Genomic DNA, 18,414 nt, shown 5'->3' with positions numbered 1-18,414 from the left:
GAAGATGCGCAGAGGACGTCGGCTCGCGATCGACGTCGGGGACGCCCGGATCGGGGTCGCCTCGTGCGACCCCGACGGGATCCTCGCCACCCCGGTGGAGACCGTCCCCGGCCGGGACATCCCCGCCGCTCACCGCCGGCTGCGCCGGCTGGTGGAGGAGTACGAACCGATCGAGGTCGTCGTCGGTCTCCCTCGCTCCCTCAAGGGGGGCGAGGGCCCGGCCGCGGTCAAGGTCCGCGCCTTCGCGCAGGAGCTGGCGCGGGGCGTCCAGCCGGTGCCGGTGCGCCTGGTGGACGAGCGGATGACGACGGTGACGGCCAGTCAGGGACTGCGCGCCTCGGGCGTGAAGTCGAAGAAGGGCCGCGCGGTCATCGACCAGGCGGCGGCCGTCATCATCCTGCAGCAGGCCCTGGAATCCGAACGGGTGTCAGGCAAAGCACCCGGCGAGGGCGTCGAAGTGGTCATCTGATCGCGATACGGTAACGTTCCGCGCGATGCGCCGGTGTTCGAACAGCCGGGGCACAGCAAGAGGCGGAACGGCAACCGGCCCACGGGCCGCGCGATCGTCGGCCTCGCGGCTCTAGGGGATCGATGACTGAGTATGGCCGGGGCCCAGGCTCCGAACCGTGGCATCCGGAGGACCCGTTGTACGGGGACGGCGGATGGGGAGGACAGCAGGCCCAGGCGGGTCCGCAGTCTCCTTACGACGGCCAGCCACAGCACTATCCGCAGGCGCCGCAGTACGGAAACTGGAACCAGGAGCAGCAGCCCGGCTACGAGGGGCAGCACCACCAGTACCACGACGGACCGGGTCAGCCCCCGTTCGACCAGCAGTTCGCCGGTCACCCCCAGCAGCAGCTCCACCAGGGCGCCTGGGACGCGACCGGCACCCACGGCCAGGTGCCGTACGCCGCCGACCCCGGTGACCCCTACGGCCAGCAGCCCGTCGCCTACGGTGGGGAGCAGCCCGACTTCTACGGCACCGAGGACGCCTACCCGCCGCCGGAGCCGCCCGGCCGCAGGCGCCCCGAACCGGAACCGGAACCCGGGCCGGCGGCGGGCGAGGAGGAGCACCTTCCGACGGCGGGAGGCGGCGACGAGGACGACGAGGAGCACGAGCTCCAGAGCCGGCGCGAGCGGCGCGGCAAGGGCAAGAAACCGGTCAAGAGCAAGAAACGCCGGACCGGCTGCGCCTGCATGGTGGTCGTCCTGGTGTTCGGCGGCGGCCTCGGCGGCGTCGGGTATTTCGGCTACAAGTTCTACCAAAATCGTTTCGGCACGGCTCCGGACTACGCGGGCGAGGGCATCAGCGCGACGGTGACCGTCGAGATCCCGAAGGGCGCCGGCGGCTGGGAGATCGGCCGCCGGCTGAAAGAGGCCGGAGTCGTCAAGAGCGCCGAGGCGTTCGTCCACGCCCAGGGACAGACGCCGGGCGGCGACGGCATCCAGGCCGGTGCCTACCTCCTGAAGAAGGAGATGTCCGCCGGCAGCGCCGTCAAGATGATGCTGGATCCGCGCAGCCAGAACAACGTGGTGGTCACCGAGGGCGAGCGCAACTCGGCCGTCTACGCGGCCATCGACAAACAGCTCGAACTGCCCTCCGGCAGCACCAAGAAGATCGCCCTGAAGCAGTACAAGACCCTCGGCGTGCCGACGTGGGCGCAGAACAACAGCGCCATCATGGACCCGCTGGAGGGCTTCCTCTGGCCGGCCACGTACCCGGCCGCGAAGGGCATGAAGCCCGAGGCGATCCTGAAGCAGATGGTGACCCAGGCCAAGCAGAAGTACGCCGCCTACGGCCTCGACGACAAGGCCGAGAAGCTCGGCCTGCACGACGCCTTCGAGCTCGTCACGGTCGCGAGCCTGGTCCAGGCCGAGGGCAAGACGCACGACGACTTCCGCAAGATGGCCGAGGTGGTCTTCAACCGCCTCAAGCCCACCAACACCGAGACCAACCGGCTGCTGCAGTTCGACTCGACCTACAACTACCTCAAGGGCACGAGCAACATCCACATCTCCGAGAAGGAGATCAACAGCAACCCGAGCCCGTACAACACGTACACCCACAAGGGACTTCCGCCCGGCCCGATCGGCAACCCCGGCGAGGACGCGCTGAAGGCGACCCTCAATCCGACGCACGACGGCTGGATCTACTTCGTGGCGACCGACGGCACGAACAACACCGAGTTCGCCAAGAACTACGCCGAATTCCAAGAGCTCAAGGACAAGTTCAATGCCAGCTCGGGCAACTGACGGCCGCCGTGCCGCCGTGCTCGGTTCGCCGATCGCCCACTCGCTCTCCCCGGTGCTGCACCGGGCCGCGTACGACGCGGCCGGGCTCGCCGGCTGGTCGTACGACAGCTTCGACGTCGACGAGGCCGCCCTGCCCGGCTTCCTGGACGAGCTCGGGCCCCAGTGGGCGGGGCTGTCGCTGACCATGCCGCTGAAGCGGGCGGTCATCCCGTTGCTGGACGAGATCAGCGAGACCGCGGCCTCGGTCGACGCGGTCAACACGCTCGTCTTCACCGAGGACGGGCGCCGACGGGGCGACAACACCGACATCCCGGGCATGGTGGCCGCCCTGCGCGAGCACGGAATCGAACAGGTCGACTCCGCCGCCGTCCTGGGCGCCGGCGCCACCGCGTCCTCCGCGCTCGCCGCGCTCGCCCGGGTCTGCACCGGAGAGGTCGTCGCCTACGTCCGCAGCGAGGCCCGCGCCGCCGAGATGCGGGAGTGGGGCGAACGGCTCGACGTGCAGGTCCGTACCGCGGACTGGTCCGACGCCGCCCAGGCGCTGCACGCCCCGCTGGTGATCGCCACCACGCCCGCCGGCACCACCGACGCCCTCGCCGCCGCCGTACCCGAACGCCCCGCCACCCTCTTCGACGTGCTCTACGACCCCTGGCCCACCGAGCTGGCGGCCCGCTGGTCCATGTTCGGCGGTGCCGTGGTCAGCGGCCTCGACCTGCTGGTCCACCAGGCCGTCCTCCAGTTCGAGCAGATGACCGGGCACGTGCCGGGCCCGGTGGACGCCATGCGCCACGCCGGGGAACGGGCGCTCGCGGCCCGCTGACGCCCCCGCGCGTCCGCCTGCTGGACCGGCGGCCGGATCTCGCACCCGGACGTGGGAGGATCGGAGGTGGCGTACCGGGGTCGCGCACCCGGTGACGCCGTCGCCGTACGCGAGGACGCGCGTACGCAGGGCAGTACCGGGCGCGAGCACTGAGGAGCACCGTTGAGCAGGCTGCGTTGGCTGACCGCGGGGGAGTCCCACGGTCCCGCACTTGTCGCGACGCTGGAGGGACTTCCCGCCGGCGTGCCGATCACCACGGAGATGGTGGCGGATCACCTGGCGCGGCGGCGGCTCGGCTATGGCCGCGGTGCGCGGATGAAGTTCGAGCAGGACGAGGTCACGTTCCTGGGCGGCGTCCGGCACGGCCTGACCATGGGCTCCCCGGTGGCGATCATGGTGGGCAACACCGAGTGGCCGAAGTGGGAGCAGGTCATGGCTGCCGACCCGGTCGACCCGGAGGTGCTGGCCGGCCTGGCCCGCAACGCGCCGCTGACCCGCCCGCGTCCCGGCCACGCGGACCTGGCGGGCATGCAGAAGTACGGCTTCGACGAGGCCCGCCCGATCCTGGAGCGCGCCTCGGCCCGCGAGACGGCGGCCCGGGTGGCGCTGGGCGCGGTGGCGCGGTCGTACCTGAAGGAGACGGCCGGCATCGAGATCGTCTCGCACGTCGTCGAGCTGTGCTCCGTGAAGGCCCCGCAGGGGGTCTACCCCACCCCGGCCGATGTCGAGAAGCTGGACGCCGACCCGCTGCGCTGCCTCGACGCGGACGCGTCGAAGGCGATGGTCGCGGAGGTCGACCAGGCACACAAGGACGGCGACACGCTGGGCGGCGTGGTCGAGGTCCTCGCCTACGGAGTCCCCGTCGGCCTGGGCTCGCACGTGCACTGGGACCGCAAGCTGGACGCCCGGCTGGCCGGTGCCCTCATGGGCATCCAGGCGATCAAGGGCGTCGAGATCGGCGACGGCTTCGAGCTGGCCCGGGTGCCCGGCTCCCAGGCGCACGACGAGATCGTCGGCACCCCGGAGGGCATCCGCCGGGTCTCCGGCCGCTCCGGCGGCACCGAGGGCGGTCTGACCACCGGTGAGCTGCTGCGGGTGCGGGCCGCGATGAAGCCGATCGCGACCGTGCCGCGGGCCCTGAGGACCGTGGACGTGTCCACGGGTGAGGCCGCCCAGGCCCACCACCAGCGCTCCGACGTGTCCGCCGTGCCGGCCGCCGGCATCGTCGCCGAGGCCATGGTGGCGCTCGTCCTCGCGGACGCGGTCGCGGAGAAGTTCGGCGGCGACTCGGTGACCGAGACCCGGCGCAACGTCCAGTCGTACCTCGACAACCTGGCCATCAGGTGAGCGTCGTGCCCGCGGTCGTCCTGATCGGCCCGATGGGTGTGGGCAAGTCCACCGTCGGGCGGCTGCTCGGCGAGCACCTGGGCCTGGAGTACCGCGACACCGACGAGGACATCGTGGCCGCCGAGGGCCGCACCATCGCCGAGATCTTCGTGGACGAGGGCGAGCCCGTCTTCCGCGCCAAGGAGAAGGCCGCCGTGCGCGCCGCGCTCGCCGAGCACGACGGTGTCGTCGCGCTGGGCGGCGGGGCCGTCCTGGACCCCGAGACCCGGGCGCTGCTCGCCGGGCAGCGGGTGGTCTATCTGTCGATGGAGGTCGAGGAGGCCGTCAGGCGCACCGGCCTGAACGTGGCCCGTCCGCTGCTGGCGGTCAACCCGCGCAAGCAGTGGCGCGAGCTGATGGAGGCGCGCCGGCACCTGTACGAGGAGGTCGCCGCCGCCGTCGTGCCGACGGACGGCCGCACCCCCGAAGAGGTCACGCAAGACGTGCTGGACGCACTGGAGTTGAAGCAAGGATGAGCGAGGCAGTCACCCGGATCCGGATCGCCGGCACGGCGGGCACCGACCCGTACGAGGTACTGGTGGGCCGGCAGCTGCTCGGTGAACTGACCGGGCTGATCGGGGAGCGGGCCCGGCGGGTCGCGGTGATCCATCCGGAGGCCCTGGCCGAGACCGGGGAGGCGCTGCGCGCCGATCTGGCCGAGCAGGGCTACGAGACCGTGGCGATCCAGGTGCCCAACGCCGAGGAGGCCAAGACCGCCGAGGTCGCCGCCTACTGTTGGAAGGCGCTGGGGCAGTGCGGGTTCACCCGCACCGACGCCATCGTCGGGGTCGGCGGCGGTTCGACCACGGACCTGGCCGGGTTCGTCGCCGCGACCTGGCTGCGCGGGGTGCGCTGGATCGCCGTCCCCACCACCGTGCTGGCCATGGTCGACGCGGCCGTCGGCGGCAAGACCGGCATCAACACGGCGGAGGGCAAGAACCTGGTCGGTTCCTTCCACCCGCCGGCCGGGGTGCTGTGCGACCTGGCGGCGCTGGACTCCTTGCCGGTCCACGACTACGTCTCCGGGCTGGCCGAGGTCATCAAGGCCGGGTTCATCGCGGACCCGGTGATCCTGGACCTGATCGAGGCCGATCCGCAGGCGGCGCGGACTCCGGAGGGCCCGCACACCTCCGAGCTGATCGAGCGGTCGATCCGGGTCAAGGCGGCGGTGGTCTCCTCGGACCTGAAGGAATCCGGTCCGCGGGAGATCCTCAACTACGGCCACACGCTCGGCCACGCGATCGAGAAGAACGAGCGCTACAAGTGGCGGCACGGCGCCGCGGTCGCGGTCGGCATGCACTTCGCCGCCGAACTCGGCCGGCTGGCGGGACGCCTGGACGACGCGACGGCCGACCGGCACCGCAGCATCCTGGAGTCCGTGGGCCTGCCGCTGCACTACCGCTACGACCAGTGGCCCCGGCTGCTGGAGACGATGAAGGTCGACAAGAAGTCCCGCGGCGACCTGCTGCGCTTCATCGTCCTGGACGGCCTGGCCAAGCCGACCGTCCTGGAGGGCCCGGACCCGGCGGTCCTGCTCGCCGCGTACGGCGAGGTCGGGCAGTAGGTCCCCGGCTGTCCCCTCCGTCCGATTCCTTCCGTCCGATTCCCTTCCCGGACCGGGCACTTCGGCCCGCCCCCGGCCGTTTCACCAAACGACGGCCGGGGACGGTACCGTTCGGTGGCGGCGGGGACGTGCCCCCGCCGCCAGCACCACAGTGCCAGTACGAGATGGAGTGGCAACGGATGCAGCACGCAGTGGGGTCTCCGCTGCCGCCGCCCCACCAGTCGGGGCAGGGGCCGCACGCCGGCTGGGCGTCGGCCGCACACCACCCGGGTGCGTACCCGGGCGCTTCCCAGGGACCCGCCCCCGTTCCCCCGGCGCCGGGCTTCCCGGCCCCGTCGGGCCCCGTGCCGCCGGCCCCTCAGCAGCCCCCGGCGCCCTCCGGTCCGCTGCAGCCGCCCGCGCCGCCGCAGCACACCGCCGGCCCGTCGGCCGCCGATACCACCGGGCACGTGCCGCTGCCACCCGGCGGCCCGGTCGGCGTGCCCGTGGCAGCGCCCGCCGCGGTCGCGGCCCCGGACCCGGCGGCCACCGTCCTCGCCGTCCTCCTCATCGGCCCGGCCGGCGCGGGCAAGACCAGCGTCGCCAAGTACTGGGCGGACCACCGCCGTGTCTCCACGGCCCACATCAGCCTGGACGACGTCCGCGAGTGGGTCCGCTCGGGCTTCGCCGATCCCCAGTCCGGCTGGAACGACAACTCGGAGGCCCAGTACCGCCTGGCCCGCCGCACCTGCGGCTTCGCCGCCCGCAACTTCCTGGCCAACGGCATCTCCTGCATCCTGGACGACGCCGTCTTCCCGGACCGCCCGGCCGTGGGCCTCGGCGGCTGGAAGCGGCACGTGGGTCCCGGCCTGCTCCCCGTGGTCCTGCTCCCGGGCCTGGACATCGTCCTGGAGCGCAACGCCGAACGCACCGGCAACCGCCGCCTCACCGACGAGGAGGTGGCCCGCATCCACGGCCGCATGGCCGGCTGGTACGGCTCGGGCCTGCCGATCATCGACAACTCCCAGCTGGACGTCCCGGGGACGGCGCGGGTCCTGGACGAGGTCCTGGCCAGGGCGATAGCGAGCCCGCCGAACTGGTGAGCGGGGCGAGCACCCCTCTCCGAAGGAGGAACCGCGCACCTGCCCCCCGGCACCCGCGGCACCACCGCACCGCCCCTGATCGACCCCACTCGGCCCCACCCAACCGGCACAAACCGGGCAAAACTCCTACGCTCATCTCATGTCAGAGGTGTACGCGAACCGCCGATCCCGGCTGAGGGAACACTTCAACGCGGCCGGTACCGCGGCAGCGCTCGTCACCCGCCCCGCCAATGTGCGCTACCTGGCGGGTGCCGCCCCGCTCCGCGCCGTCCTGCTGCTCGGCAAGCGCGAGGACGTGCTTGTCTGCGCCGGCTCGCCCGACGAGCGCCCGCACGAGGGCCGACCGGACGATCACCTGCGCCTGCATGTCCTGCCCGCACCCGGCGGCGACCCCGCGGTCGCGGCGGCCGGCCTCGCCGCGGCCCAGGACGCCGACTCGCTCGCCGTCGAGGAACACCACCTCACCGTGGCCCGCCACCGGGCCCTGACCTCCGTCGCCCCGAGACTCCGCCTCGCCGACATCGGCGGAGCCGTGGAGCAGCTCAGGGTGGTCAAGGACGAGGAGGAGATCTCCTGCCTCCGCATCGGCGCCGAGATCGCCGACCAGGCCCTCGGCGAGCTGCTGGAGTCCATCCTGGTCGGCCGCACCGAACGGCACCTCGCGCTGGAACTGGAGCGCCGCCTGGTCGACCACGGGGCCGACGGCCCCGCCTTCCCCACCTCCGTGGCCACCGGGCCGCACGCCGGCCGCCGCGGCCACCGTCCCACCGACCGGCGCGTGGAGGAGGGCGATTTCCTCTCCGTCTGCCTGGGTGCCACCTATCGTGGGTACCGCTGCGAGATCGGCCGCACCTTCGTCATCGGGACCTCGCCCGCCGACTGGCAGATCGAGCTGTACGACCTGGTCTTCGCCGCTCAGCGCGCCGGACGGGAGTTCCTCGCACCCGGCGCCGCCTACCGCGACGTCGACCGCGCGGCCCGGCAGGTACTGGACTCCGCGGGCTATGCGGAGGCCCTGCCACCGATCACCGGACACGGTGTCGGACTCGAAATCGACGAGGACCCGCAGTTGGCGCCCGCGGCAATGGGTAAACTGGACGCTTGCGTGCCGGTCACCGTCGAACCGGGGGTCCACCTCCCGGGCCGGGGCGGTGTCCGGATCGATGACACGCTCGTCGTACGCCCCGAGGCGGACGGCGGACCCGAGCTACTCACCATCACGACCAAGGAGCTGCTCGCCCTCTAGGCAGTGGCGTGCGCCGGGGTCGTACGTCAGTCCAGGAGATTCCGCAACCGTGGCTTCCACGAACGACCTCAAGAACGGCATGGTGCTCAAGCTCGAAGGCGGCCAGCTCTGGTCCGTCGTCGAGTTCCAGCACGTCAAGCCCGGCAAGGGCCCGGCCTTCGTGCGCACCAAGCTCAAGAACGTGCTTTCCGGCAAGGTCGTCGACAAGACCTTCAACGCCGGCGTCAAGGTCGAGACGGCCACTGTCGACAAGCGCGACATGCAGTTCTCGTACATGGACGGCGACTACTTCGTCTTCATGGACATGGAGACCTACGACCAGCTGCACATCGACCGGAAGGCCGTCGGCGACGCCGCGAACTTCCTGATCGAGGGCTTCACGGCCACCGTCGCGCAGCACGAGGGCGAGGTTCTCTTCGTCGAGCTGCCCGCCGCCGTCGAGCTGGTCATCGCCGAGACCGAGCCGGGCGTCCAGGGCGACCGCTCCACGGGTGGCACCAAGCCCGCCAAGCTGGAGACCGGCCACCAGATCCAGGTCCCGCTCTTCATCACCACCGGTGAGAAGATCAAGGTCGACACCCGCACCAGCGACTACCTCGGCCGGGTGAACAGCTAACCGTGGCTGCCCGCAACACGGCCCGCAAGCGCGCCTTCCAGATCCTCTTCGAGGGCGACCAGCGCGGCGCCGACGTCCTGACGGTCCTCGCGGACTGGATCCGGCTCTCCCGGTCCGACACGCGGCAGCCGCCGGTCAGCGAGTACACGATGCAGCTGGTCGAGGGCTACGCGCAGTACGCGCGGCGGATCGACGAGCTGATCGCTCAGTACGCGGTGGGGTGGACGCTCGACCGCATGCCGGTCGTCGACCGCAACATTCTGCGGCTGGGCGCCTACGAGCTGATCTGGGTCGACGAGACCCCGGACGCCGTCGTCCTGGACGAGATGGTGCAGCTGGCGAAGGAGTTCTCGACCGATGAGTCGCCCTCGTTCGTCAACGGTCTGCTGGGGCGGCTGAAGGAACTGAAGCCTTCGCTCCGCCGGGCCTAGCCGACGCCGCCACAGGGGCGCCGAGGGACTGTGACCGACGGCCGCGGATTGTCCGCGGCCCGTCGGGCGGTTCCCCCGCGCCCCTCAGGCATGTCCGCGCCGCCCGGCGCCCGGCATACGCCGCCAGTGCCTCGGCGCCCGGCGTGCGCAGAGAGAGACCGAGTGCCCGGCGTGCGCCGGCGGAGGTTGGGTGGCCCGGCGCATGCGCCGCCAGCGTCGTGAAACGCCGCCGGGGCGGCCGGAACCATCAAGTTCCGGCCACCCCGGCGGCACGTTTCTGCTGAGTCGTGGAGCGGCTACGCCTCTTCGTGCGTGGCCACGGCGCGGCGCGCGTCCGCGTCCAGCACGCCCCAGCTGATCAGCTGCTCGGTCAGGACCGAGGGGGACTGGTCGTAGATGACGGCGAGTGTGCGCAGGTCGTCCTGGCGGATGGAGAGCACCTTGCCGTTGTAGTCGCCGCGCTGGGACTGGATCGTCGCCGCGTAGCGCTGCAGGGGGCCCGCCTTCTCGGCCGGCACGGTGGCCAGCCGCTCCAGGTCGAGGACCAGCTTCGGCGGCGGCTCGGCGGCGCCGCCCGGCGTGGTGCCCGGCAGCAGCTCCTGCACAGGGACGCCATAGAAATCGGCCAACTCGGCAAGACGCTGCACGGTCACGGCACGGTCACCGCGCTCGTACGAACCGACCACCACGGCCTTCCAGCGCCCCTGGGACTTCTCCTCGACACCGTGGAGGGAAAGGCCCTGCTGGGTGCGGATGGCCCGGAGCTTGGCCCCGAGCTGTTTGGCGTATTCGCTGGACATATAGCTCCCCGGACACTGTGTCGACGCGGCCGGCTGTTTTCCCGCCGCGCGGCTGGTAACTCACTGTGAGGTTACGCAGCGTGATTCTTCTGCGTCAAGCCGAATGGTCCACACCGACTCTTCCGTGGTAGTGACGGCAGGCTGGGCCGAGGGGGTGACAGGGGCACGCCCGGCGACCTGCTACGGTGGATGGCGCAATTCCGACGTCCTTTAAGGTCCGTCCCGTGAGGCGGAGAAGGAGGTCCGTTTCGTATGGACAAGCACGACACCTCTGCGCATCCGCAAGCGGCCGATGCGCGGCCCGTTCTCGAAGGCCCCGACATCGCGCGGGTGCTGACCCGCATCGCCCACGAGATCGTCGAGCGCGCCAAGGGCGCCGACGACGTGGTGCTCCTCGGCATTCCGACCCGCGGCGTCTTCCTCGCCCAGCGGCTCGCCGCCAAGCTGGAGCAGATCACCGACCGCAAGATCCCGGTCGGCTCGCTCGACATCACCATGTACCGCGACGACCTGCGCATGCACCCGCCGCGTGCGCTGGCCCGCACCGACATCCCCGGTGACGGCATCGACGGCAAGCTGGTGGTCCTCGTCGACGACGTGCTCTTCTCCGGGCGCACCATCCGTGCCGCTCTCGACGCCCTGAACGACATCGGGCGCCCGCGCGCGGTGCAGCTCGCGGTCCTGGTCGACCGCGGCCACCGGGAACTGCCCATCCGTGCCGACTACGTCGGCAAGAACCTCCCCACGTCGCTGCGGGAGACGGTCAAGGTCCAGCTCGCCGAGGAGGACGGTCGCGACACCGTGCTGCTCGGTGCGAAGCCGGCCGCTCAGTAGCAAGACGGGCGCACGGCCGCCCTCCGGTGTGCCACAGCATGCGCCCGCCTGCCCGAAATCTCCCGTTTGAACTGCCTTACGGAGCCTGACAGATGCAGCGTCATCTCATCTCGGCCGCCGACCTCACCCGCGACGACGCCGTCCTGATCCTCGACACCGCCGAGGAGATGGCCCGGGTCGCCGACCGGCCGATCAAGAAGCTGCCGACCCTGCGCGGCCGGACGATCGTCAACCTCTTCTTCGAGGACTCCACGCGCACGCGGATCTCCTTCGAAGCCGCCGAGAAGCGGCTGTCCGCGGACGTCATCAACTTCTCCGCCAAGGGCTCGTCGGTCTCCAAGGGCGAGTCCCTCAAGGACACCGCCCAGACCCTGGAGGCCATGGGCGTCGACGCCGTGGTCATTCGGCACGGCGCCTCCGGGGCCCCGTACCGGCTCGCCAACTCCGGCTGGATCGACGCCGTCGTCATCAACGCCGGCGACGGCACCCACCAGCACCCCACCCAGGCCCTCCTGGACGCCTTCACCATGCGCCGCCGGCTGGTCGGCCGCGACGCGGGGCTCGGCCAGGACCTGTCCGGCAAGCGGATCACCGTCGTCGGCGACGTCCTGCACAGCCGGGTGGCCCGCTCCAACGTCGACCTGCTCCACACCCTCGGCGCCGAGGTCACCCTGGTCGCCCCGCCCACCCTGGTGCCGGTCGGCGTCGAGTCCTGGCCGTGCGCGGTCTCGTACGACCTGGACAGCACGCTGCCCAAGTGCGACGCCGTGATGATGCTCCGCGTGCAGCGCGAGCGCATGAACGCCGCCTTCTTCCCGACCGAGCGCGAGTACTCGCGGCGCTACGGCCTCGACGGCGACCGCATGGCCAAGCTGCCCGAGCACGCCATCGTGATGCACCCCGGCCCGATGGTCCGCGGCATGGAGATCACCGCCGAGGTCGCCGACTCCGACCGCTGCACCGCCATCGAGCAGGTCGCCAACGGCGTCTCCATCCGGATGGCCGTCCTGTACCTGCTGCTCGGCGGCAACGAACCCGCCCAGACCCGCACTGAGGAGAAGTAAGACCCATGAGCAAGATCCTGATCCGCGGTGCGAAGGTGCTCGGCGGCGAGCCGCAGGACGTGCTGATCGACGGTGAGACCATCGCCGAGGTGGGCACGGACCTCGCTGCCGAGGGCGCCGAGGTCGTCGAGGCCGCCGGCAAGGTGCTGCTGCCGGGCCTGGTCGACCTGCACACCCACCTGCGCGAGCCGGGCCGCGAGGACTCCGAGACCGTGCTGACCGGCACCCGCGCGGCGGCGAGCGGCGGCTACACGGCCGTCTTCGCCATGGCCAACACCTTCCCCGTCGCCGACACCGCCGGCGTGGTCGAGCAGGTGTACCGCCTCGGCCGTGAGCACGGCTACTGCGACGTCCAGCCCATCGGCGCCGTCACCGTCGGCCTGGAGGGCCGCAAGCTCGCCGAGCTGGGCGCGATGCACGAGTCCGCCGCCGGCGTCACCGTCTTCTCCGACGACGGCAAGTGCGTGGACGACGCCGTGATCATGCGCCGCGCCCTGGAGTACGTGAAGGCCTTCGGCGGTGTCGTCGCCCAGCACGCGCAGGAGCCGCGGCTCACCGAGGGCGCCCAGATGAACGAGGGCGTCGTCTCCGCCGAGCTGGGCCTGGGCGGCTGGCCGGCCGTCGCCGAGGAGGCGGTGATCGCCCGGGACGTCCTGCTCGCCGAGCACGTCGGCTCCCGCGTGCACATCTGCCACCTGTCGACCGCCGGCTCCGTGGAGATCGTCCGCTGGGCCAAGTCCCGCGGCATCCACGTCACCGCCGAGGTCACCCCGCACCACCTGCTCCTCACCGACGAGCTGGTGCGCACGTACAACCCCGTCTACAAGGTCAACCCGCCGCTGCGCACCGAGCGCGACGTGCTGGCCCTGCGCGAGGCGCTCGCCGACGGCACGATCGACATCGTCGCCACCGACCACGCCCCGCACCCGCACGAGGACAAGGACTGCGAGTGGGCCGCCGCCGCCATGGGCATGGTCGGCCTGGAGACCGCGCTGTCGGTGGTCCAGGAGACCATGGTCGACACGGGCCTGCTGGACTGGGCCGGCGTCGCCGACCGGATGTCCGTCAAGCCCGCGCAGATCGGACAGGCCACCGGCCACGGCCGTCCCGTCTCGGCTGGTGAGCCCGCCAACCTCACCCTGGTCGACACGGAATACCGTGGCCGGGTGGACCCCGCGGGCTTCGCCTCGCGCAGCCGCAACACCCCCTACGAGGGACGTGAGCTGCCGGGCCGTGTGACGCACACGTGGCTGCGGGGCAAGGCCACGCTCGTCGACGGGAAGCTCACGTGACACCTGTAATCCTGCTGGCCGAGGCGGAGAAGTCGGCCGAGGTCACCGACTGGGGGGCCCGCATCGGCTGGCTCGTCGGACTGGCCCTCTTCATCGCGCTCGTCTACTGGCTGATGCGCGAGGGCTGGAAGTGGCGCGGCACCCTCCAGGGCGACCTGCCGGCGCTGCCCAGCGCGCCGGACGAGACCGGCCCGGCCAGACTGAGCATGAGCGGCCGCTACCACGGCTCCACCACCGCCGGGCAGTGGCTGGACCGCATCGTGGCCCACGGCCTGGGCACCCGGAGCCGGGCCGAGCTCACCCTGACCGACGCGGGCCTGGAGGTCGAGCGCCCCGGAGCGACCGACTTCTTCGTCCCCACGGCCGCACTGCGCGGAGCCCGCCTGGACAAGGGCATCGCCGGCAAGGTCCTCACCGAGGGCGGACTGCTGGTGGTGACCTGGGCACACGGCGACAAGCTGATCGACTCCGGCTTCCGCTCCGACCGCGCGGCCGAGCACACCGAGTGGGTCGACACCCTGAACCAGATGACCAACGACACGGAAGGCGCACGATGACGACCTCCACCAAGGGAGCCGCGAGGGTTCCCGCCGTACTCGTCCTGGAGGACGGCCGCATCTTCCGCGGCCGCGCCTACGGGGCCGTGGGGGAGACCTTCGGCGAGGCCGTGTTCTCCACCGGCATGACCGGCTACCAGGAGACCCTCACCGACCCGTCGTACGACCGCCAGATCGTCGTCGCGACCGCCCCGCAGATCGGCAACACCGGCTGGAACGACGAGGACGACGAGTCGAGCCGCATCTGGGTCTCCGGCTACGTCGTGCGCGACCCCGCGCGCGTGCCGTCCAACTGGCGGGCCAAGCGCTCCCTGGACGACGAGCTGGAGCGACAGGGCGTGGTCGGCATCTCCGGCATCGACACCCGCGCCCTCACCCGCCACCTGCGCGAGCGCGGATCGATGCGCGCCGGCGTCTTCTCCGGCGAGGCGGTCGCCCCGGAGGCGGAGCTGCTGGAGCGCGTGCAGGCCCAGCCGCACATGAAGGGCGCGAGCCTCTACGAGGAGGTGGCGACGAAGGAGGCGTACGTCGTCCCCGCGGTCGGCGAGAAGAAGTTCACCGTCGCCGCCATCGACCTCGGCATCAAGGGCATGACCCCGCACCGCATGGCCGAGCGCGGCATCGAGGTGCACGTCCTGCCCGCCACCGCCACCGCCGACGAGATCTACGCCGTCGACCCGGACGGCGTGTTCTTCTCCAACGGCCCCGGCGACCCGGCGACCGCCGACGGCCCCGTGGCGCTGATGACCGCCGTCCTGGAGCGCAGGACGCCGCTGTTCGGCATCTGCTTCGGCAACCAGATCCTCGGCCGCGCCCTCGGCTTCGGCACCTACAAGCTGAAGTACGGCCACCGGGGCATCAACCAGCCGGTCCAGGACCGTACGACCGGCAAGGTCGAGGTCACCGCGCACAACCACGGCTTCGCCGTGGACGCGCCGCTCGACAAGGTCAGCGAGACGAAGTTCGGCCGCGCCGAGGTCTCGCACGTCTGCCTGAACGACGACGTCGTGGAGGGGCTCCAGCTGCTCGACCAGCCCGCCTTCTCCGTCCAGTACCACCCCGAAGCGGCAGCGGGCCCGCACGACGCCGCCTACCTGTTCGACCGCTTCGTTTCCCTGATGGAGGGCCAGCGTGCCTAAGCGCACCGATATCCAGTCCGTCCTGGTCATCGGCTCCGGCCCGATCGTCATCGGCCAGGCCGCCGAGTTCGACTACTCCGGCACCCAGGCGTGCCGCGTGCTCAAGGCCGAGGGCCTGCGCGTCGTGCTCGTCAACTCCAACCCGGCGACGATCATGACCGACCCGGAGATCGCCGACGCCACCTACGTCGAGCCGATCACCCCCGAGTTCGTCGAGAAGATCATCGCCAAGGAGCGCCCCGACGCCCTGCTGCCCACCCTGGGCGGCCAGACGGCCCTGAACACCGCCATCTCGCTGCACGAGAACGGTGTCCTGGAGAAGTACGGCGTCGAGCTGATCGGCGCCAAGCCCGAGGCGATCCACAAGGGCGAGGACCGCGACCTCTTCAAGGACGTCGTGGAGGAGGTCCGCCGCAAGATCGGACACGGCGAGTCCGCCCGTTCGGTCATCTGCCACTCCATGGACGACGTCCTCAAGGGCGTCGAGACCCTCGGCGGCTACCCGGTCGTCGTCCGCCCGTCCTTCACCATGGGCGGCGCCGGCTCCGGCTTCGCGCACGACGAGGACGAACTGCGCCGCATCGCCGGCCAGGGCCTCACGCTCTCCCCGACCACCGAGGTGCTCCTGGAGGAGTCCATCCTCGGCTGGAAGGAGTACGAGCTGGAGCTGATGCGCGACAAGAACGACAACGTCGTGGTCGTCTGCTCCATCGAGAACTTCGACCCCATGGGCGTGCACACCGGCGACTCGATCACCGTCGCGCCCTCGATGACGCTGACCGACCGCGAGTACCAGATCCTGCGGGACATCGGCATCGCCGTCATCCGCGAGGTCGGCGTCGACACCGGCGGCTGCAACATCCAGTTCGCGGTGAACCCCGAGGACGGTCGCGTGATCGTCATCGAGATGAACCCGCGCGTGTCGCGCTCCTCGGCGCTCGCCTCCAAGGCCACCGGCTTCCCGATCGCCAAGATCGCCGCCAAGCTCGCCGTCGGCTACACGCTGGACGAGATCCCGAACGACATCACCCAGGAGACCCCGGCCTCCTTCGAGCCCACGCTCGACTACGTGGTCGTCAAGGCCCCGCGGTTCGCCTTCGAGAAGTTCCCGTCCGCGGACTCCACCCTCACGACCACCATGAAGTCGGTCGGCGAGGCCATGGCCATCGGCCGCAACTTCCCCGAGGCCTTCCAGAAGGCGCTGCGCTCGCTGGAGAAGAAGGGCAGCCAGTTCACCTTCGTCGGCGAGCCGGGCGACAAGGACGCGCTGCTCCGCGAGGCCGTCCGCCCCACCGACGGCCGCATCAACACGGTCATGCAGGCCATCCGCGCCGGTGCCACGCCCGAGGAGGTCTTCGAGTACACGAAGATCGACCCCTGGTTCGTGGACCAGCTCTTCCTGATCAAGGAGATCGCGGACGAGCTGGCCGGGGCGCCCGAGCTGACCGGCGAGCTGCTCGCCGAGGCCAAGCGGCACGGCTTCTCCGACCAGCAGGTCGCCGAGATCCGCGGCCTGCGCGAGGACGTCGTCCGCGAGGTCCGGCACGCCCTCGGCATCCGCCCGGTCTACAAGACGGTCGACACCTGCGCCGCCGAGTTCGCCGCGAAGACGCCGTACTTCTACTCCTCCTACGACGAGGAGACCGAGGTCGCGCGGCGCGAGAAGCCCGCGGTGATCATCCTGGGCTCCGGCCCGAACCGCATCGGCCAGGGCATCGAGTTCGACTACTCCTGCGTCCACGCCTCCTTCGCGCTGTCCGACGCCGGGTACGAGACCGTGATGGTCAACTGCAACCCGGAGACCGTCTCCACGGACTACGACACCTCCGACCGCCTGTACTTCGAGCCGCTGACGCTGGAAGACGTGCTGGAGATCGTCCACGCCGAGCAGCAGGCCGGCCCCGTCGCGGGCGTGATCGTCCAGCTCGGCGGCCAGACCCCGCTCGGCCTGTCGCAGGCCCTGAAGGACAACGGCGTGCCGATCGTGGGCACCTCGCCCGAGGCGATCCACGCCGCCGAGGACCGGGGTGCCTTCGGCCAGGTCCTCGCCGAGGCCGGCCTGCCCGCCCCCAAGCACGGCACGGCCACCACCTTCGCCGGTGCCAAGGCCATCGCCGACGAGATCGGCTACCCCGTCCTCGTCCGGCCCTCCTACGTCCTCGGCGGGCGCGGCATGGAGATCGTCTACGACGAGACCCGCCTCGCCGCCTACATCGCCGAGTCGACCGAGATCAGCCCTTCCCGGCCGGTGCTCGTCGACCGCTTCCTGGACGACGCCATCGAGATCGACGTCGACGCCCTCTACGACGGCGAGGAGCTGTACCTCGGCGGCGTGATGGAGCACATCGAGGAGGCCGGCATCCACTCCGGCGACTCGGCGTGCGCCCTGCCCCCGATCACCCTGGGCGGCTTCGACATCAAGCGCCTGCGCGCCTCCACCGAGGCCATCGCCAAGGGCGTCGGCGTGCGCGGTCTGATCAACATCCAGTTCGCGATGGCCGGCGACATCCTCTACGTCCTGGAGGCCAACCCGCGCGCCTCCCGGACGGTCCCCTTCACCTCGAAGGCGACCGCGGTGCCGCTCGCCAAGGCCGCCGCCCGCATCTCGCTGGGCGCGACCATCGCCGAGCTGCGCGCGGAGGGCCTGCTTCCGGCGAACGGCGACGGCGGCGAGCTGCCGCTGGACGCGCCGATCTCCGTCAAGGAGGCCGTCATGCCGTGGTCGCGGTTCCGCGACATCCACGGCCGCGGCGTCGACACCGTCCTCGGCCCGGAGATGCGCTCCACCGGCGAGGTCATGGGCATCGACTCCGTCTTCGGCACGGCGTACGCCAAGTCGCAGGCGGGTGCCTACGGCCCGCTGCCCACCAAGGGCCGCGCGTTCATCTCGGTCGCCAACCGCGACAAGCGCTCGATGATCTTCCCGGCGCGCGAGCTGGTCGCCCACGGCTTCGAGCTGCTCGCCACCTCCGGCACCGCCGAGGTCCTCAAGCGCAACGGCATCCACGCCACGGTCGTGCGCAAGCAGTCCGAGGGCACCGGCCCGAACGGCGAGCGGACCATCGTCCAGCTCATCCACGACGGCGAGGTCGACCTCATCGTCAACACCCCGTACGGCACCGGCGGCCGCCTCGACGGCTACGACATCCGTACGGCGGCGGTGGCCCGCTCCGTGCCGTGCCTGACGACCGTGCAGGCGCTCGCGGCGGCCGTCCAGGGCATCGACGCCCTCAACCACGGAGACGTGGGCGTCCGCTCGCTCCAGGAACACGCGGAACACCTGACCGCGGCCCGCGACTAGCAGCCCGCTCCGAGGGGGACACCGAAACC

Annotated in this window: 17 protein-coding genes; 16 read left to right on the top strand and 1 reads right to left on the bottom strand. The window is 71.3% G+C overall.

The genetic code is table 11. From position 1 onward, the window contains the following. Positions 1 to 4 precede the first annotated feature (4 nt). The 10 genes from ruvX (at position 5) to nusB (ending at position 9,398) form a co-directional block, all read left to right on the top strand. On the top strand, positions 5 to 469 hold the full coding sequence (gene ruvX, locus ACZ7KF_RS12835; RefSeq protein WP_471072573.1) for a Holliday junction resolvase RuvX: 465 nt from the start codon (positions 5 to 7) through the stop codon (positions 467 to 469). A gap of 176 nt (positions 470 to 645) precedes the next feature. Next, a complete protein-coding gene (mltG, locus tag ACZ7KF_RS12830) occupies positions 646 to 2,253 on the top strand; it encodes an endolytic transglycosylase MltG (protein WP_471072571.1) in 1,608 nt (535 codons plus the stop codon). After that, positions 2,234 to 3,073, top strand: a complete 840-nt coding sequence (locus tag ACZ7KF_RS12825; protein WP_471072568.1) for a shikimate dehydrogenase — start codon at positions 2,234 to 2,236, stop codon at positions 3,071 to 3,073. Before mltG ends, ACZ7KF_RS12825 begins: the two co-directional genes overlap by 20 nt. 162 nt (positions 3,074 to 3,235) lie before the next feature. Further along, positions 3,236 to 4,420, top strand: coding sequence for a chorismate synthase (gene aroC / locus ACZ7KF_RS12820; RefSeq protein ID WP_471072565.1), 1,185 nt, complete (start codon positions 3,236 to 3,238; stop codon positions 4,418 to 4,420). Beyond that, the gene (locus ACZ7KF_RS12815; RefSeq protein ID WP_471072562.1) at positions 4,417 to 4,935 is read left to right on the top strand and encodes a shikimate kinase; all 519 of its coding nucleotides are present in this window, start codon (positions 4,417 to 4,419) and stop codon (positions 4,933 to 4,935) included. The genes aroC and ACZ7KF_RS12815 overlap by 4 nt, the downstream gene beginning before the upstream one ends. After that, positions 4,932 to 6,023, top strand: coding sequence for a 3-dehydroquinate synthase (gene aroB, locus ACZ7KF_RS12810; RefSeq protein WP_471072559.1), 1,092 nt, complete (start codon positions 4,932 to 4,934; stop codon positions 6,021 to 6,023). The genes ACZ7KF_RS12815 and aroB overlap by 4 nt, the downstream gene beginning before the upstream one ends. Before the next feature lie 179 nt (positions 6,024 to 6,202). After that, entirely contained in the window at positions 6,203 to 7,105 is a 903-nt protein-coding gene (locus ACZ7KF_RS12805) for a Pro-rich N-terminal domain-containing protein (protein WP_471072555.1), read from the top strand. A 139-nt stretch (positions 7,106 to 7,244) separates the two neighbouring features. Beyond that, positions 7,245 to 8,351, top strand: a complete 1,107-nt coding sequence (locus tag ACZ7KF_RS12800; protein ID WP_471072552.1) for an aminopeptidase P family protein — start codon at positions 7,245 to 7,247, stop codon at positions 8,349 to 8,351. A 49-nt stretch (positions 8,352 to 8,400) separates the two neighbouring features. After that, positions 8,401 to 8,967 (top strand): elongation factor P, encoded by a 567-nt coding sequence (efp, locus tag ACZ7KF_RS12795; protein ID WP_471072549.1) that lies wholly within the window; start codon positions 8,401 to 8,403, stop codon positions 8,965 to 8,967. 2 nt (positions 8,968 to 8,969) lie between these two features. Beyond that, complete coding sequence (nusB, locus tag ACZ7KF_RS12790) at positions 8,970 to 9,398, top strand: transcription antitermination factor NusB (protein WP_471072546.1); 429 nt, start codon at positions 8,970 to 8,972, stop codon at positions 9,396 to 9,398. 296 nt (positions 9,399 to 9,694) lie between these two features. Here nusB and bldD read toward each other — a convergent pair whose 3' ends face one another. Next, the gene (bldD, locus tag ACZ7KF_RS12785; protein ID WP_014671524.1) at positions 9,695 to 10,198 is read right to left on the bottom strand and encodes a transcriptional regulator BldD; all 504 of its coding nucleotides are present in this window, start codon (positions 10,196 to 10,198) and stop codon (positions 9,695 to 9,697) included. A gap of 252 nt (positions 10,199 to 10,450) precedes the next feature. Here bldD and pyrR point away from each other — a divergent pair, with 252 nt between their 5' ends. From pyrR to carB, 6 genes are all read left to right on the top strand, one after another. Further along, the gene (gene pyrR / locus ACZ7KF_RS12780) at positions 10,451 to 11,032 is read left to right on the top strand and encodes a bifunctional pyr operon transcriptional regulator/uracil phosphoribosyltransferase PyrR (RefSeq protein WP_471072543.1); all 582 of its coding nucleotides are present in this window, start codon (positions 10,451 to 10,453) and stop codon (positions 11,030 to 11,032) included. Between the two features lie 92 nt (positions 11,033 to 11,124). Next, positions 11,125 to 12,096, top strand: a complete 972-nt coding sequence (locus tag ACZ7KF_RS12775; protein WP_471072540.1) for an aspartate carbamoyltransferase catalytic subunit — start codon at positions 11,125 to 11,127, stop codon at positions 12,094 to 12,096. Positions 12,097 to 12,101: 5 nt separating this feature from the next. Further along, the gene (locus tag ACZ7KF_RS12770; protein ID WP_471072537.1) at positions 12,102 to 13,388 is read left to right on the top strand and encodes a dihydroorotase; all 1,287 of its coding nucleotides are present in this window, start codon (positions 12,102 to 12,104) and stop codon (positions 13,386 to 13,388) included. Next, on the top strand, positions 13,385 to 13,945 hold the full coding sequence (locus tag ACZ7KF_RS12765) for a PH-like domain-containing protein (protein ID WP_471072534.1): 561 nt from the start codon (positions 13,385 to 13,387) through the stop codon (positions 13,943 to 13,945). The genes ACZ7KF_RS12770 and ACZ7KF_RS12765 overlap by 4 nt, the downstream gene beginning before the upstream one ends. Further along, positions 13,942 to 15,084, top strand: a complete 1,143-nt coding sequence (gene carA / locus ACZ7KF_RS12760) for a glutamine-hydrolyzing carbamoyl-phosphate synthase small subunit (RefSeq protein WP_471072531.1) — start codon at positions 13,942 to 13,944, stop codon at positions 15,082 to 15,084. The genes ACZ7KF_RS12765 and carA overlap by 4 nt, the downstream gene beginning before the upstream one ends. Continuing rightward, positions 15,077 to 18,385 carry a carbamoyl-phosphate synthase large subunit gene (gene carB, locus ACZ7KF_RS12755; protein WP_471072528.1) on the top strand — a complete coding sequence of 1,103 codons (3,309 nt, stop codon included), beginning with the start codon at positions 15,077 to 15,079 and terminating at the stop codon, positions 18,383 to 18,385. The genes carA and carB overlap by 8 nt, the downstream gene beginning before the upstream one ends. Positions 18,386 to 18,414 lie beyond the last annotated feature (29 nt).

This window comes from Streptomyces sp. NPDC038200 (genome assembly GCF_055600785.1).
Note: the sequence above shows the minus strand (reverse complement) of the source record. Positions and strands in the feature narration are given on the sequence as shown.

Bases quoted from the DNA above. Each gene is read 5' to 3' on its own strand.
- ACZ7KF_RS12770 (WP_471072537.1), top strand. From the start codon at position 12,102: ATGAGCAAGATCCTGATCCGCGGTGCGAAGGTGCTCGGCGGCGAGCCG.
- pyrR (WP_471072543.1), top strand. From the start codon at position 10,451: ATGGACAAGCACGACACCTCTGCGCATCCGCAAGCGGCCGATGCGCGG.
- ruvX (WP_471072573.1), top strand. From the start codon at position 5: ATGCGCAGAGGACGTCGGCTCGCGATCGACGTCGGGGACGCCCGGATC.
- ACZ7KF_RS12775 (WP_471072540.1), top strand. From the start codon at position 11,125: ATGCAGCGTCATCTCATCTCGGCCGCCGACCTCACCCGCGACGACGCC.
- bldD (WP_014671524.1), bottom strand. From the start codon at position 10,198: ATGTCCAGCGAATACGCCAAACAGCTCGGGGCCAAGCTCCGGGCCATC.
- ACZ7KF_RS12800 (WP_471072552.1), top strand. From the start codon at position 7,245: ATGTCAGAGGTGTACGCGAACCGCCGATCCCGGCTGAGGGAACACTTC.
- carA (WP_471072531.1), top strand. From the start codon at position 13,942: ATGACGACCTCCACCAAGGGAGCCGCGAGGGTTCCCGCCGTACTCGTC.
- aroB (WP_471072559.1), top strand. From the start codon at position 4,932: ATGAGCGAGGCAGTCACCCGGATCCGGATCGCCGGCACGGCGGGCACC.
- ACZ7KF_RS12805 (WP_471072555.1), top strand. From the start codon at position 6,203: ATGCAGCACGCAGTGGGGTCTCCGCTGCCGCCGCCCCACCAGTCGGGG.
- ACZ7KF_RS12825 (WP_471072568.1), top strand. From the start codon at position 2,234: ATGCCAGCTCGGGCAACTGACGGCCGCCGTGCCGCCGTGCTCGGTTCG.